Raw genomic sequence first — 13889 nt, 5'->3', positions numbered from 1 at the left:
TCCCGACACCTCATCAGCCCTCTCGGCCCGTGTACTCCCCGGCATTCTGGACACCCGGCCAGCCTAGAGCCAGCCACTGACAACCGCCCCGGTCACCGCGTATCCACCCCCGATCGGCCCCCTGCCGTAGGGACCGGCACGCCCGTGCGTCAAACTGGTTTGTGATTGATCGCACTGTTTTACCGTCCGGCATGATGGGGACCACGGTTCCCTGAACAGGCCGACAAGGAGAGAACTCGTGGACGACGTTCTGCGGCGCGCCCCGCTTTTCGCGGCGCTCGATGACGAGCAGGCCGCGGAGCTCCGCGCCTCGATGAGTGAGGTGACCCTCGCGCGCGGCGACGCGCTTTTCCACGAGGGCGACCAGGGTGACCGCCTGTACGTGGTCACCGAGGGCAAGGTGAAGCTCCACCGCACCTCGCCCGACGGGCGCGAGAACATGCTGGCCGTGCTCGGCCCCGGCGAGCTGATCGGCGAGCTCTCGCTCTTCGACCCCGGCCCGCGTACGGCGACCGCCTCCGCGCTGACCGAGGTCAAGCTCCTCGGCCTCGGCCACGGCGACCTGCAGCCCTGGCTCAACGCCCGGCCCGAGGTCGCCACCGCGCTGCTGCGCGCGGTCGCCCGGCGCCTGCGCAAGACCAACGACCAGATGTCCGACCTGGTCTTCTCCGATGTGCCGGGCCGTGTCGCCCGCGCCCTCCTGGACCTGTCGCGCCGGTTCGGCGTCCAGTCGGAGGAAGGCATCCACGTCGTGCACGACCTCACGCAGGAGGAGCTGGCCCAGCTGGTCGGCGCCTCCCGCGAGACGGTCAACAAGGCCCTCGCGGACTTCGCCGGCCGCGGCTGGCTGCGGCTGGAGGCCCGCGCGGTCATCCTGCTGGACGTGGAGCGCCTCGCGAAGCGCTCGCGCTGACCTGACGCGAAGGGCCCCGCGCCGACCGGACGTACTCCGGTCGGCGCGGGGCCCTCACGTTCACGCGGTGCCCCAGTACGTTCACGCGGCCGCTCTAGATGAGCCCGTGCCCGGCGAGGTACTCCAGCTGCGCCCGTACCGACAGCTCGGCGGCCGGCCACAAGGAGCGGTCCACGTCGGCGTAGACCCGGGCCACCACCTCCGACGGCGTACGGAGACCCGCCTCCACCGCCGTCTCGACCTGGGCCAGCCGGTGCGCGCGGTGGGCCAGATAGAACTCCACGGCCCCCTGCGCGTCCTCCAGGACCGGCCCGTGGCCCGGCAGCACCGTGTGCACGCCGTCGTCGACCGTCAGCGAGCGCAGCCGCCGCAGCGAGTCCAGGTAGTCGCCGAGCCGCCCGTCCGGGTGCGCGACCACTGTCGTACCGCGGCCGAGGATCGTGTCGCCCGTCAGCACCGCCCGGTCGGCGGGCAGATGGAACGAGAGCGAGTCGGCGGTGTGGCCCGGCGTCGGCACCACGCGCAGCTCCAGGCCGCCGGTGGTGATCACATCACCCGCACCCAGGCCCTCGTCGCCGAGCCGCAGCGCCGGATCCAGCGCCCGTACGTTCGTCCGCGTCAGCTCGGCGAACCGCCCGGCGCCCTCCGCGTGATCAGGATGGCCGTGCGTGAGCAGAGTAAGGGCGACGCGACGCCCGGACCGCTCCACCGCGTCGATGACGGCTCTCAGGTGACCGTCGTCGAGCGGTCCCGGGTCGATGACCACCGCGAGATCGGAGTCGGGCTCGGCGACGATCCAGGTGTTCGTGCCGTCCAGCGTCATCGCGGACGGGTTCGGCGCGAGGACGTTGACCGTACGGGCGGTGGCGGGCCCGGAGGACACAGTTCCGCGCGGTTGTCCCGGCAGGGCGGCCGCGTCGCTCATGCCGCGCCCCCGCTCTCGCCCGCCGTGGGTACGTGTTTGGTGAACTCGTCGTGTCCCGGCCAGCTCAGCACCAGCTCATCCCCGTCCAGACGGGCCTGCGCGAGTACGGGAGTCAGGTCCTGGACGTCCGCCACCCCGAGCGCCTCGGCGGCCGTCCTGAACGGCGTCAGAGCCCGCAGCGTCGACACGGTGGGCGGCATCATCAGCAGCTCCCCCAGGTCGTAGCGGCGGACCGCCTCCGCCGGCGCGATCCACACCGTACGGTCCGCCTCGGTGGAGACGGCCCTGGTGCGCTGGCCTTCAGGGAGTGCGGCGACGAAGAACCAGGTGTCGTAGCGCCTCGGTTCGAACTCCGGAGTGATCCAGCGCGCCCAGGCGGCCAGCAGGTCCGAGCGGAGCAGCAGCCCGCGCCGGTCCAGGAACTCCGCGAAGGACAGATCGCGGGCCACCAGCGCCTCACGGTCGGCCTCCCAGTCGGCGCCGGTCGTATCGCCGACCACCGTCCCGGCACTCTCTCCGGCGAGCAGGACGCCCGCCTCCTCGAAGGTCTCGCGCACCGCCGCACAGACGATCGCCTGCGCCTCGGTCACCGTCGCCACGCCGAGCCGGGCGGCCCAGTGCTCCAAGGAGGGCCCGGCCCACCCGATCAGCCGGTCGTCGTCGCGCGGATCCACGCCGCCGCCCGGATAGGCGTACGCGCCTCCGGCGAACGCCATGGAGGTGCGCCGGCGCAGCATGTGCACCACCGGGCCGGGCGTCGCGGCCCGAGGCGCCGGATCGCGGAGCAGCATCACGGTGGCGGCCCGCCTCGGTGTCACGGCCGTCAGCTCACCGGCGGCGAGCGCCCGGATCCGGTCGGGCCATTCCGGTGGGTACCACTGACCTTGGGACATGGCCGGAGGCTATCCGGAACCGCGCCGATGTTCGAGGGGCTCCGTGATCATCACCGGGAGCCGACATGTCCCGTACACACGCGATCCCGCCCGGTCGGTGACCGGACGGGATCGGGAGGAACGCCGAGAAGGGTGTTCGTACGGCTCAGGCCTCTTCGAGTTCGACCTGGATCTCGATCTCGACCGGCGCGTCCAGCGGCAGCACGACGACGCCCACGGCGCTGCGCGCGTGCACGCCCTTGTCGCCGAGGACCGCGCCCAGCAGCTCGCTCGCACCGTTGATGACGGCGGGCTGCCCGGTGAAGTCGGAGGCCGAGGCGACGAAGCCCACGACCTTCACGACGCGCTTGATCCGGTCCAGGTCGCCGGCGACCGACTTCACGGCGGCCAGGGCGTTGAGCGCGCAGGTCCGCGACAGTTCCTTCGCCTCGTCCGGCGTCACCTCGGCGCCGACCTTGCCGGTGACCGGAAGCTTGCCCTCGACCATCGGGAGCTGGCCCGAGGTGTAGACGTACACACCGGACTGCACGGCCGGCTGGTACGTGGCCAGCGGCGGCACGACGCCGGGCAGAGCCAGGCCCAGCTCGGCGAGCCGGGATTCGACGACGCCCGCCATTACGCCTTCTCCCGCTTCAGGTAGGCCACAAGCTGCTCGGGGTTGTTCGGGCCCGGAACGACCTGGACCAGCTCCCAGCCGTCCTCGCCCCAGGTGTCCAGAATCTGCTTCGTCGCGTGCACGAGAAGCGGCACGGTCGAGTATTCCCACTTGGTCATGGGCCTGACTGTAACGCCTGGCACGTACGGTCCCGTGCGTAGGCCGGGGTCTGACTGGTTAGGCTCGAATACGTGAGCAGGTTCCAGGTCGTCAGCGGCAAGGGCGGTACCGGTAAGACCACGGTCGCCGCCGCCCTCGCGCTCGCCCTCGCGACCGAGGGCAGGCGTACCCTCCTCGTCGAGGTCGAGGGCAGACAGGGCATCGCGCAGCTCTTCGGTGCCGACGCGTTGCCCTATGAGGAGCGCAGGATCGCCGTCGCGCCCGGCGGCGGCGAGGTGCACGCCCTGGCGATCGACGCCGAGCAGGCCCTCCTCGACTACCTCCAGATGTTCTACAAGCTCGGCAGCGCGGGCCGGGCGCTCAAGAAGCTCGGCGCGATCGACTTCGCCACCACCATCGCGCCCGGCGTCCGGGACGTCCTGCTGACCGGCAAGGCGTGCGAAGCCGTACGCCGCAAGGACAAGCAGGGCCGGTTCGTCTACGACTACGTGATCATGGACGCGCCGCCGACCGGCCGCATCACGCGCTTCCTCAACGTCAACGACGAGGTGGCCGGGCTGGCCAGGATCGGCCCGATACACAACCAGGCGCAGGCCGTGATGCGGGTCCTGAAATCCCCGCAGACCGCGGTCCACCTGGTGACCCTCCTGGAGGAGATGCCGGTCCAGGAGACCGCCGACGGCATCGCCGAACTGCGCGCCGCCGAGCTGCCCGTGGGCCGCGTCATCGTGAACATGGTGCGCCCGCACCTGGTCGACGAGGAGACCCTGCGCACCGCCGCGACCGGCCGCCGCAAGGAGATCGCCAAGACGCTGACCCGCGCCGGTGTGACCGGCTCCGCCGCCCTCGTACGGCCCCTGATCGAGCAGGCCTCCGAACACGCCCAGCGCGTCGGCCTGGAGCGCGAGCAGCGCGCCGTACTGGCCGGGCTCGGCCTGCCGACCGCCGAGCTGCCGCTGATCGGCGACGGCGTGGACCTGGCCGCACTGCACGACCTGGCCACGGAGCTCCGTAAACAGGGCGTAGGAGAAGGGGCGGATTCATGAGTACGGGCGGGTCCACGAGTACGGGCGCGGTCGCGGAGGGGCTTCCCGGGCTGGACACCGACGCGCTGCTGGACGACCCGGCCATCCGGATCATCGTCTGCTGCGGCTCCGGCGGCGTCGGCAAGACGACGACGGCCGCGGCCCTCGGTGTACGGGCGGCCGAGCGCGGCCGGAAGGCCGTCGTCCTCACCATCGACCCGGCCCGCCGGCTCGCGCAGTCCATGGGCATCGACCAGCTGGACAACGTCCCGCGCCGGGTCGACGGCGTCGTGGGCGAGGGCGAACTGCACGCCATGATGCTCGACATGAAGCGCACCTTCGACGAGACCGTGGAGGCGCACGCGGATCCGGAGAGGGCCCGCGCGATCCTGGAGAACCCCTTCTACCAGTCGCTGTCGGCCGGGTTCGCCGGTACGCAGGAGTACATGGCGATGGAGAAGCTCGGGCAGCTGCGGGCGCGCGACGAGTGGGACCTGATCGTCGTCGACACCCCGCCCTCCCGTTCCGCGCTGGACTTCCTGGACGCGCCGAAGCGGCTCGGCTCGTTCCTGGACGGGAAGTTCATCCGGCTGCTGATGGCGCCCGCGAAGGTGGGCGGCCGGGCCGGGATGAAGTTCCTCAATGTCGGTATGTCGATGATGACCGGGACGCTGGGCAAGCTGCTGGGCGGTCAGTTCCTGCGGGACGTACAGACGTTCGTGGCCGCTATGGACACCATGTTCGGCGGCTTCCGCAGCCGCGCGGATGCCACCTACAAGCTGCTCCAGGCCCCCGGCACGGCCTTCCTCGTGGTGGCGACGCCGGAACGGGACGCGCTGCGCGAGGCCGCCTACTTCGTGGAGCGGCTGGCCGCGGAGGACATGCCGCTCGCCGGTCTCGTCCTCAACCGGGCGCACGGCAGCGAGGCTTCCCGGCTCTCCGCCGAGCAGGCGCTGGCCGCCGCAGAAAATCTTGACGACGCCCGCATTGTGGATCAGACGGCCGGGAAAGCTGGCTTTGGCGACCGGAAGCCCTCCGACCCTGCGGCCACCGCCCCCGAAGCCACCGCGCCGCCGCTCTCCCCCGAGCCCGAGAACACCGAAGAACACGAGCACGACCACGGCCACAGCCCCGAGGACACGCACGAGCCGCATGAGAAGAACACGACGGACGGCAGCTCTGAAACCGAAAGCAGCTCCGAAGCGCCCTTGGACGTCAACGAACTGACGGCAGGTCTGCTCCGGCTGCACGCCGAGCGCATGCAGGTCGTCGCGCGCGAACAGCACACACGCGACCACTTCACCGAGCTGCACCCCGAGGTCCCGGTGACCGCGGTGGCCGCACTGCCCGGCGACGTGCACGACCTCGACGGCCTGCGGGCCATCGGCGACCGCCTGGCGTCCGGCTCCGCACCGCCTCCGGCCGGAGCCGCGTAAACCTCCGCAGCGCACTGCCCGAGCGCCCTGCCTCGTGGGGCCGGCCCCGCGGCCGCCCTACCCCACAGCGGCGTACGTCTCCTGCAGTTCGTCGTCCTCCAGCCCGATCACCGCGGGCAGCATGCCGGTGGACCGCTCGTACTCACTGCGTGCGGTCTCCAGCAGGCGACGCCAGGACGTGACGGTGGGCCGGCGGCGCAGCAGTGCGCGGCGCTCCCGCTCCGTCATTCCGCCCCACACGCCGAACTCGACGCGATTGTCCAGCGCGTCGGCCAGGCACTCGGTCCGCACCGGGCATCCGGTGCACACCGCCTTGGCCCTGTTCTGCGCTGCCCCTTGTACGAACAGTTCATCCGGATCGGTAGTGCGGCAGGCTGCCTGCGCACTCCAGTCGGTTACCCAGCCCATGCCGGCGCCGTCCTCTCCCGAATCGAGGCTCCCCCACGGCGGTAGCGGCATATTCACCGCTGCCAGTTGAGGACGTTACGGAAGGTGGGGACAGCACAACACCCCCTTCGGGCCCAATCTTGAATGGTCCGAACGGACTATGCGTATGCGGCAGATCACCCAGGGGAGTGAGGGGAAGACATGCGCGACTAACTCCGCAAAAACGGGACAGTACACCCGAATGGCAAAGGACGTTCAGTGACACACAGGGCGTTTTCGGGAGCGCCTCGATGTGCGATTCAGCTGTGCGTCGGCCGGGAGAAGAATGACCAGAAGAGGTGCATGGCTCTGCAGGGGGGTTGATACGGAACCGGACTGCTGTGACAGTTGAGAGCAGCTTAGGCCAAGGCCTGTGCGCCTGTCCGGCGAATGAGAAGGTAGGCGCCTCCTGTTGGTATGCCTTTCGGCGCGCCGATCTCCGTGCCGTTCGCCGTGCCTTTCGCCGCGCCGTCCTCCGTACCGGGTTCGCGAGCGCTTCCGCGACCGGTGACCGGCGATCCGTGCCCTGTGACCTGTGCCCTGTGACCGCACCCGGATGTCACGGCTTGGTACGCGAACGCTCCGAGAGGCCCCCGCTCCTACAGAACGCTCATAACTACGGATTAGGCTGCCCTCATGCCAAAGAAGCGCTCGGGCGGGGGTCTCACCACGACCCAGCAGGCCGCCAAGTTCCTCGGTGTCGCCGCACTCTCCGGAGCTGTCCTGGCAGGCATCGCGCTGCCCGCAGCCGGAGCGTTGGGGCTCGCCGCCAAGGGGACGGTCGAAGGGTTCGACGAGATCCCCTCCAACCTGAAGACTCCGCCGCTCAGCCAGCGGACCACGATCCTGGACCGCGACGGCGGTGCGATCGCGACGGTCTACTCGCGCGACCGCACGGTGGTCCCGCTCAAGGACATCTCCCCGTACATGCAGGACGCGATCATCGCGATCGAGGACTCCCGCTTCTACGAGCACGGGGCGGTCGACCTCAAGGGCATCCTGCGCGCGATGAACCGCAACGTGCAGTCGGGCGGGACCGCGCAGGGCGCGTCGACGCTCACCCAGCAGTACGTGAAGAACGTGTTCGTCGAGGAGGCGGGCGACGACCAGGAGAAGGTCGCGCAGGCCACCCAGCAGACGCTCGGCCGCAAGGTCCGCGAGCTCAAGTACGCGATCCAGGTCGAGGAAGAGCTCGGCAAGAAGAAGATCCTGGAGAACTACCTCAACATCACCTTCTTCGGTCAGCAGGCGTACGGCGTCGAGGCCGCGTCCCAGCGGTACTTCTCCAAGCACGCCAAGGACCTGAAGGTGGAGGAGGCCGCGCTGCTCGCCGGCATCGTCCAGTCGCCGACCCGCTACGACCCGGTCAACGACACGGAGGAGGCCACCAAGCGACGTAACACCGTGCTCGCCCGGATGGCCGCCACCCGCGCGATCACGCAGGCCGAGGCCGACAAGGCCATGGAGACGCCGATCAAGCTGAAGGTCCGCAAGCCGAAGAACGGCTGCATCACGGCCGTCAGCGGCTCCGGCTTCTTCTGCGACTACGTACGCAAGACGATCCTGACCGACCCGGCGTTCGGCAAGACCGAGGAAGAGCGCTCCAAGCTCTGGAACCTCGGTGGGCTCACCGTCCGGACCACGCTCGACCCGCGCGCCCAGAAGGCCGCCAACGAGGCCGCGACCGCGAAGGTCAACAAGGACGACAAGTTCGCGGCCTCCGTGGTGCAGGTGCAGCCGGGCAGCGGCAAGATCCTCTCCATGGGCCAGTCCCGCCCGTACGGCCTGGACCAGAAGCAGAACGAGACCGTCCTCAACCTGTCCGTCAGCAACAGGATGGGCGGCAGCACCTACGGCTTCCAGGTCGGCTCGACCTTCAAGCCGTTCACCGCGGCAGCGGCGCTGGAGAAGGGCATCAGCCCGGCGACGTCGTTCTCGACGGACTGGAAGATCACCCTCCAGGAGCGGGACTTCCGCAACTGCACCGGCTCCCCGGCGGGCTACGCGGAGTGGCCCCTGCAGAACGAGCTGGAGTCCGAGAAGGGCTCCTGGGACATGACGAGTGCGCTCGGCAAGTCCATCAACACCTACTTCGCGCTGCTGGAGCAGAAGGCCGGCCTGTGCGAGACGGTGGAGCTGGCGAAGAAGGTCGGTTACGAGCGCGGCGACGGCAAGAAGATCGTCGAAGCCCCCTCGATCACCCTCGGCAGTGAGGTGAGCACCCCGCTCTCCATGGCCGGCGCGTACGCCGCGTTCGCCAACCGGGGCACGTACTGCACGCCGATCGCCATCGAGTCGATCACCGACCCGAACGGCAAGAAGCTCAAGGTCCCGCAGTCGAAGTGCTCGCGGGCGATGAGCGAGAAGACCGCGGACACCATCAACCAGATGCTCAAGGGCGTGGTGGAGGACGGAACCGGTACCCAGGCCGGTCTGAGCGACCGGGACAACGCGGGCAAGACCGGTACGACGAACGACCGCAAGGACGCCTGGTTCGTCGGGTACACGCCGAACCTGTCCACCGCGGTGTGGGTCGGGGACGACATCGGCGACAAGAGCTCGATGTTCGACGTCACCATCGGCGGCCAGTACTACGACAAGGTCTGCGGTGGCTGCCTCCCCGGTCCGATCTGGAAGATCGCGATGACCGGCGCACTGGATGCCTCCGAAACTCCGCAGTTCAACCCCGTCTCCGTCCCCCGGATGAAGGAGAAGGAGGACAGGGAGAAGGAGGACGGCGACCGCGACGGTGACCGTGGTGGCGACGAGGACCGCGAGGACGGCAAGCCCGGCGGCAACCGTCCCGGCGGTATCCAGCTCCCGGGCGGCCTGATCGGCGGCCCCGGCGGCGGCGATGACGACCAGCGTGGCGGCGGCAGGTCAGGCCCCTGACCTGCACGTACGGCATACGAAGGGTGGGGCGCCCCGGTCGACGGACCGGGGCGCCCCACGCTTTTGCGTGTTGGTACGGTCAGCCCGCGAGGAGCTTCTTCACCGCGGCGGCGACGCGGCCGCCCTCGGCGAGACCGGCCACCTTGGGGTTGACGATCTTCATGACGGCGCCCATGGCGCGCGGTCCCTCGGCGCCGGCGGCCTTGGCCTCCTCGACGGCGGACGCCACGATCGCGTTCAGCTCGTCGTCGGTGAGCTGCTTGGGGAGGTAGCCGTCCAGCAGCTCGCCCTCCGCCTTCTCCCGCTCGGCCTGCTCGGTCCGGCCGCCCTGGGCGAACGCCTCGGCCGCCTCGCGGCGCTTTTTCGCCTCCTTGGCGATCACCTTCAGCACCTCGTCGTCGGAGAGCTCGCGCGCTGACGTGCCGCTGACCTCTTCCTTGGTGATCGCGGTGAGGGTGAGCCGAAGGGTGGACGAGGTCAGCTCGTCACGCGCCTTCATGGCCGTGTGGAGGTCTTCCTTGAGCTTGGACTTGAGCGTGGTCATGTCGTGATTGTGACAGGTACGGGGCGCCTGCCGCCCTCCGGTTTTCCGCTCGCCGCACCCCGTCTGCGACGATGGGCGCATGCGCGCACGCTACGGAGTACCCCTGAAAGTCACGGCAGTCGGCGCAGCGGTCGGTGCCGCGGGACTGGCCTACGCCGCCGGATTCGAGGCCCGCTCGTTCCGCCTGCGCCGGGTCACCGTTCCGGTGCTCCCGCACGGTGCCCGTCCGGTGCGCGTCCTCCAGGTGTCCGACATCCACATGGTGAGCGGCCAGCGCAAGAAGCGGGCCTGGCTCCAGTCGCTGGCCGGCCTGCGGCCCGACTTCGTGGTGAACACGGGCGACAACCTCTCCGACCCGGAGGCGGTGCCCGAGGTGCTGGACGCGCTGGGGCCGCTGATGGAGTTCCCGGGGGTGTACGTCTTCGGCTCCAACGACTACTACGGGCCCAAGCTGCGCAACCCGGGCCGCTACCTCCTGGAGAAGGTCCAGGGCAAGCACGGCCTCAACGGGAACGAGCCCGCGGTCGGCGTGGTGCACAACCCGTGGGAGCCGATGCGTGACGCCTTCGACGAGGCGGGCTGGCTGAACCTGTCGAACACCCGCGGCCGGCTCAAGCTGGACGGTATGGAGATCGCTTTCACGGGCCTGGACGACCCGCACATCAAGCGCGACCGGTACGCCGAGGTCCAGGGCGGCCCCGAGACCGGCGCCGACCTCTCCATCGGCGTGGTCCACGCCCCGTACCTGCGCTCCCTGGACGGCTTCACGGCCGACGGCTACCCCTTGATCCTGGCGGGTCACACCCACGGCGGCCAGCTGTGCATCCCGTTCTACGGGGCCCTGGTCACCAACTGCGACCTGGACACCGACCGCGTCAAGGGCCTGTCCACCCACACGGCCGGCGGCCACCGCGCCTACCTCCACGTCTCCGCAGGCTGCGGCACCAACCGCTACACCCCGGTCCGCTTCGCCTGCCCACCGGAGGTCACCCTGCTGACGCTGACGGGGCGCGAGTGACGCTCTCGCCCGACGGAGGCCGGTCCCGGAGAAACCGGATTTCGCCTCCGGGCGCAGGTGGGCTAAAGTAATCGATGTCGCCGGGAGACCGGTGGGCATCGGGGTGTAGCGCAGCTTGGCAGCGCGCTTCGTTCGGGACGAAGAGGTCGTGGGTTCAAATCCCGCCACCCCGACAGCTAAGCACCAGGTCAGAGGGCCCTTACCGAATCGGTAAGGGCCCTCTGGCGTTGCTGTGTGTCTATCTGCGTGACTATCGCTTCCTGCGTGCCTACGGCTTCCGCCGATCCGCGCCGAAGATGCCGTCCATGACCACGGCGCCCGTCTGGATCACCGGCCTGATCTGCTTCCGGTAGACCTCCTCCGTCACGGCCGTCCCCGAGTGACCGACGAGCCGGGAGATCTCCTCCAGCGGGACGCCACGGTCGGAGAGCAGTGACACAAAGCTGTGCCGGAGCTCCCGAGGCGTCCACTCGGCCGCGTCGACCCCGTCGACGCCCTTGAGCGCCTGGCGGAAGGCGCGGCGGACGTTGGCGGCGTCGAGCGGCTTGCCGACCGCCGAGGAGAAGACGAGCCCGTGTTCCTCCCACTCGTCGCCGGCGGCAAGCCGGTCCCAGCCCTGATCCTCGTACTGCCGCCAGAGCGCATCGATACAGCGTGACGGCAGGGCGAGCGTGCGCCGGGACTTGCGGGTCTTGGTGTCGCCGCTCCGCCGGACCGACCGCCACACGGCGATGTGCGGAGGCTGCGCCGGGACCAGGTCGGGCCGCCCCTTGAGGAAGACGTGGTCCCAGGTGAGGGCCCGCAGTTCCTCGGTGCGAGCGCCGGTCAGGAGGGCGACGACGATGTAGGCGTACATCGAGGTTCCCTCAGCTCCCCGGAGTACGGCCTCGGCCTGGGCGAAGGTGAGGGCTTTCGAGGGGCGCCCGGACTGCCCCTGGGGCACCGAGCACAGCTCCACGACGTTCCGCTTGACCTTGTCCCGGGCCATGGCCCGCTTGACCGCCCGGTTCAGGCAGGAGTGAAGGCCCTGGAGGGTACGTGTGCTGAGCGTCCTGGACTTCGTGGCCAGCCAGCGGTCAACGTCCTCCGCGCTGAGATCGCGGAGCTTGCGGGCACCGAGCGACGGAATGACGTGCTTCTCGCTGAGGAGCGTGGTCGTCGCGACGGTGCTCGGGTCGAGGCCGGCCAGACCATAGGCGAGCCAGTCCGTGACGGCGTCCTTCACGGTGTAGTTGGTCGGCGCGATGGCCAGACCGTCTTCGTGGTCGCGCAGCACCTCCTTGAGCTTGTTCTTCGCCTCGGTCTTGGTTCTGCCACTCCCCCGCTTCACGATCCGCTTGCCGCTCGGGTCGAAGCCGAGGTTCGCCGTGGCGATCCACCGTTGCCGCTTCTCGTCCCAGTGCAGGCCGCCGTCACCGCGACTACGTCGTTTCGTCATCAGGCCGCCCGCCCCATCTCGTCTGCGATGAACTGGCGCAGGGCGACGGCAGGAATCCGGCGGCAGCGCCCGATGGTGACCGAAGGCAGGCGCCGCGTGCGGATCAGGTCGTAGACGGTGGACCGGCCGAGCCGGAGACGCTTCGTCACCTCGGCCACGGTGAGCAGTTCGTCATCACGCATCGTGGGGTTCTCCTGTCTTGTCGGGTGACTGCGGGCGTAAGGCGCTGAACAGGGCCTCGGCATCAGTCAGACCCATTCCGGCGAAGCGCCAGTGGGTGAGGACGAGGACCGTGTCCGGCTCCGGAAGCGGGTGGCCGGCCGCGATGGCGCGTTCGCGGGTGAGGGCTTCGTTGTGGTCGGCGCGTTCCTGGCGGAGGGCGCCCAACGTGACGGAGTAGGCGCGGGATTTGGTGGAGAAGTGGCCGCGGAAGCCGAGCATGTGAGCCCACTTGCGCAAGCGGAGTTCGTCCAGTTCCGGCAAGGCACCGAGGCGCCAGCAGGTGAGGATCATGCGCCGTGCGTGCTCGCTGACATCGGCTCCGATGAGGTCGGTGACGGGATTGCGAAGGGGCCGGTCCAGGGTGCCGGTCGCGGCCTCGGCGCCTTTGGTGGCGTACTTGGCGATGTAGGCCGCGACGGCGCGGCTGGTGAGGTTCGTCGTGCCGGTGAAATCGGCCGACCGGATCGGACGGATGTCGAGCTGCTCACCGAACCGGAAGGTATGGGCGCGCCCCTCCAGGACCGGCCCCGGAGCCTCGGCCAGGCGGACGGCGGACCGGATGGCGTCGGTGAGTAATGCGGTCGTGGCCCAACCGGGCGGGGCGTCCTCGGCGCCCTCCGGGCCGTCGAGGCGGATCACGGCATGGAAGTGCACGGCTCCGCGCCGCTGGTACTCCGCGACCTTGGCGTACGAGACCTTGAGGCACTGCCCCAGGGCGGAACGCGTGATTCCCGCACGGGCTGCGAGCTGCTGGCGGAGGTAGGTGGTGAAGCGGGCCCAGAGGGCACCTGCGTGGGCGTTCCAGAGGACGGCGGTGCGGTAGTCGTAGCGGTCGGGGTTGAGCGGCGTACCGAGGGCCGTGTCCCCTTCCCTGTGCAGGCGTCCGCAGCGGCAGCGGCCGGTGCCGGGGCGGTTGTGGACAGGCCCGAAGGAAGGGGCGGTGAAAGTGGCGAAGACGAGAGGGTGTTGGGCGACAGTCGGGCCGATGCCCTTGCCTCCGGTGAGACCTGCCGTGACGAGGTGGAAGGTGTCCTTGCGATACGTCTCCGCGCAGGCCGCGCACCGGGTGGTACGGCGGTTGTTGCAACGGACGAGGAGCTGACCGGCGGGGAGTGTGGCGCCGGTGATCTCCCGTACGACCTCACCGGTAGTGGTGTGGACGTCGAGGCGGTGGCCTTCCAGTCGGACGGGCCGCTCGCAGCCGCCGAGGCGCTGGATCTGCCGGGCGTAGGCGCCGAGGTCGCCGTACCGGGCGAGGGTGGCCAGTTGGCGGAGCGCCCCGGCATCAGGAGCCTGGGGATTCACGTGAGGTTCCTCCTTGGCGGGGGCCGAGGCCCGCCCAAGCCGTCCAGGGGACTAGACAGCAAGGGCAGGCCAAGGCG

The 13889-nt window shown here is 69.8% G+C and carries 14 protein-coding genes and 1 tRNA gene; 6 read left to right on the top strand and 9 right to left on the bottom strand.

Features of this window, described 5'->3' with window-relative positions:
- Positions 1 to 238 precede the first annotated feature (238 nt).
- Complete coding sequence (locus ABZ267_RS06825; protein ID WP_003967450.1) at positions 239 to 913, top strand: Crp/Fnr family transcriptional regulator; 675 nt, start codon at positions 239 to 241, stop codon at positions 911 to 913.
- A gap of 94 nt (positions 914 to 1007) precedes the next feature.
- On the opposite strand, the gene ABZ267_RS06820 is transcribed toward ABZ267_RS06825, so the two are convergent.
- The 4 genes from ABZ267_RS06820 to ABZ267_RS06805 form a co-directional block, all read right to left on the bottom strand.
- Positions 1008 to 1838 (bottom strand): MBL fold metallo-hydrolase, encoded by an 831-nt coding sequence (locus tag ABZ267_RS06820; RefSeq protein ID WP_356755593.1) that lies wholly within the window; start codon positions 1836 to 1838, stop codon positions 1008 to 1010.
- Entirely contained in the window at positions 1835 to 2731 is an 897-nt protein-coding gene (locus tag ABZ267_RS06815; RefSeq protein ID WP_356755595.1) for an NUDIX hydrolase, read from the bottom strand. Before ABZ267_RS06815 ends, ABZ267_RS06820 begins: the two co-directional genes overlap by 4 nt.
- 145 nt (positions 2732 to 2876) lie before the next feature.
- On the bottom strand, positions 2877 to 3347 hold the full coding sequence (locus ABZ267_RS06810; protein ID WP_356755597.1) for a RidA family protein: 471 nt from the start codon (positions 3345 to 3347) through the stop codon (positions 2877 to 2879).
- Entirely contained in the window at positions 3347 to 3505 is a 159-nt protein-coding gene (locus tag ABZ267_RS06805; RefSeq protein WP_019063748.1) for a DUF4177 domain-containing protein, read from the bottom strand. Before ABZ267_RS06805 ends, ABZ267_RS06810 begins: the two co-directional genes overlap by 1 nt.
- A gap of 72 nt (positions 3506 to 3577) precedes the next feature.
- On the opposite strand from ABZ267_RS06805, the gene ABZ267_RS06800 reads away from it, so the two are divergent.
- On the top strand, positions 3578 to 4552 hold the full coding sequence (locus ABZ267_RS06800; protein WP_356755599.1) for an ArsA-related P-loop ATPase: 975 nt from the start codon (positions 3578 to 3580) through the stop codon (positions 4550 to 4552).
- Positions 4549 to 5967, top strand: a complete 1419-nt coding sequence (locus ABZ267_RS06795) for an ArsA family ATPase (RefSeq protein WP_356755601.1) — start codon at positions 4549 to 4551, stop codon at positions 5965 to 5967. The genes ABZ267_RS06800 and ABZ267_RS06795 overlap by 4 nt, the downstream gene beginning before the upstream one ends.
- 57 nt (positions 5968 to 6024) lie before the next feature.
- Here ABZ267_RS06795 and ABZ267_RS06790 read toward each other — a convergent pair whose 3' ends face one another.
- A complete protein-coding gene (locus ABZ267_RS06790) occupies positions 6025 to 6375 on the bottom strand; it encodes a WhiB family transcriptional regulator (RefSeq protein WP_018489477.1) in 351 nt (116 codons plus the stop codon).
- Positions 6376 to 7029: 654 nt separating this feature from the next.
- Between ABZ267_RS06790 and ABZ267_RS06785 the strand changes: the two genes are divergently transcribed.
- Positions 7030 to 9285: a transglycosylase domain-containing protein gene (locus ABZ267_RS06785; RefSeq protein WP_356755603.1), complete on the top strand. Its 2256-nt coding sequence runs from the start codon at positions 7030 to 7032 to the stop codon at positions 9283 to 9285.
- Between the two features lie 79 nt (positions 9286 to 9364).
- On the opposite strand, the gene ABZ267_RS06780 is transcribed toward ABZ267_RS06785, so the two are convergent.
- Positions 9365 to 9829 carry a GatB/YqeY domain-containing protein gene (locus ABZ267_RS06780; protein WP_356755605.1) on the bottom strand — a complete coding sequence of 155 codons (465 nt, stop codon included), beginning with the start codon at positions 9827 to 9829 and terminating at the stop codon, positions 9365 to 9367.
- Between the two features lie 79 nt (positions 9830 to 9908).
- Between ABZ267_RS06780 and ABZ267_RS06775 the strand changes: the two genes are divergently transcribed.
- Both ABZ267_RS06775 and ABZ267_RS06770 read left to right on the top strand, forming a co-directional pair.
- Positions 9909 to 10847, top strand: a complete 939-nt coding sequence (locus ABZ267_RS06775; RefSeq protein ID WP_356755607.1) for a metallophosphoesterase — start codon at positions 9909 to 9911, stop codon at positions 10845 to 10847.
- Positions 10848 to 10946: 99 nt separating this feature from the next.
- A tRNA-Pro gene (locus ABZ267_RS06770) sits at positions 10947 to 11020 on the top strand.
- Positions 11021 to 11115: 95 nt separating this feature from the next.
- Here the strand turns inward: ABZ267_RS06770 and ABZ267_RS06765 are convergent.
- From ABZ267_RS06765 to ABZ267_RS06755, 3 genes are read right to left on the bottom strand one after another with little or no spacing between them, the layout of a single operon-like run.
- Positions 11116 to 12285: a site-specific integrase gene (locus tag ABZ267_RS06765; RefSeq protein ID WP_356755609.1), complete on the bottom strand. Its 1170-nt coding sequence runs from the start codon at positions 12283 to 12285 to the stop codon at positions 11116 to 11118.
- Complete coding sequence (locus tag ABZ267_RS06760) at positions 12285 to 12467, bottom strand: helix-turn-helix domain-containing protein (RefSeq protein WP_010064779.1); 183 nt, start codon at positions 12465 to 12467, stop codon at positions 12285 to 12287. The genes ABZ267_RS06765 and ABZ267_RS06760 overlap by 1 nt, the downstream gene beginning before the upstream one ends.
- On the bottom strand, positions 12460 to 13812 hold the full coding sequence (locus ABZ267_RS06755) for a replication initiator (protein WP_356755611.1): 1353 nt from the start codon (positions 13810 to 13812) through the stop codon (positions 12460 to 12462). Before ABZ267_RS06755 ends, ABZ267_RS06760 begins: the two co-directional genes overlap by 8 nt.
- Positions 13813 to 13889 lie beyond the last annotated feature (77 nt).

The sequence above is a fragment of the Streptomyces sp. NPDC006174 genome (genome assembly GCF_040614075.1).
GTDB lineage: Bacteria > Actinomycetota > Actinomycetes > Streptomycetales > Streptomycetaceae > Streptomyces.
This window is presented reverse-complemented; position numbering and strand designations above follow the sequence as displayed.

Excerpts from the sequence above, each read along its gene's own strand:
- ABZ267_RS06820 (WP_356755593.1), bottom strand. The coding sequence starts at position 1,838 with ATGAGCGACGCGGCCGCCCTGCCGGGACAACCGCGCGGAACTGTGTCC.
- ABZ267_RS06815 (WP_356755595.1), bottom strand. The coding sequence starts at position 2,731 with ATGTCCCAAGGTCAGTGGTACCCACCGGAATGGCCCGACCGGATCCGG.
- ABZ267_RS06810 (WP_356755597.1), bottom strand. The coding sequence starts at position 3,347 with ATGGCGGGCGTCGTCGAATCCCGGCTCGCCGAGCTGGGCCTGGCTCTG.
- ABZ267_RS06805 (WP_019063748.1), bottom strand. The coding sequence starts at position 3,505 with ATGACCAAGTGGGAATACTCGACCGTGCCGCTTCTCGTGCACGCGACG.
- ABZ267_RS06795 (WP_356755601.1), top strand. The coding sequence starts at position 4,549 with ATGAGTACGGGCGGGTCCACGAGTACGGGCGCGGTCGCGGAGGGGCTT.
- ABZ267_RS06790 (WP_018489477.1), bottom strand. The coding sequence starts at position 6,375 with ATGGGCTGGGTAACCGACTGGAGTGCGCAGGCAGCCTGCCGCACTACC.
- ABZ267_RS06785 (WP_356755603.1), top strand. The coding sequence starts at position 7,030 with ATGCCAAAGAAGCGCTCGGGCGGGGGTCTCACCACGACCCAGCAGGCC.
- ABZ267_RS06780 (WP_356755605.1), bottom strand. The coding sequence starts at position 9,829 with ATGACCACGCTCAAGTCCAAGCTCAAGGAAGACCTCCACACGGCCATG.
- ABZ267_RS06775 (WP_356755607.1), top strand. The coding sequence starts at position 9,909 with ATGCGCGCACGCTACGGAGTACCCCTGAAAGTCACGGCAGTCGGCGCA.
- ABZ267_RS06765 (WP_356755609.1), bottom strand. The coding sequence starts at position 12,285 with ATGACGAAACGACGTAGTCGCGGTGACGGCGGCCTGCACTGGGACGAG.
- ABZ267_RS06760 (WP_010064779.1), bottom strand. The coding sequence starts at position 12,467 with ATGCGTGATGACGAACTGCTCACCGTGGCCGAGGTGACGAAGCGTCTC.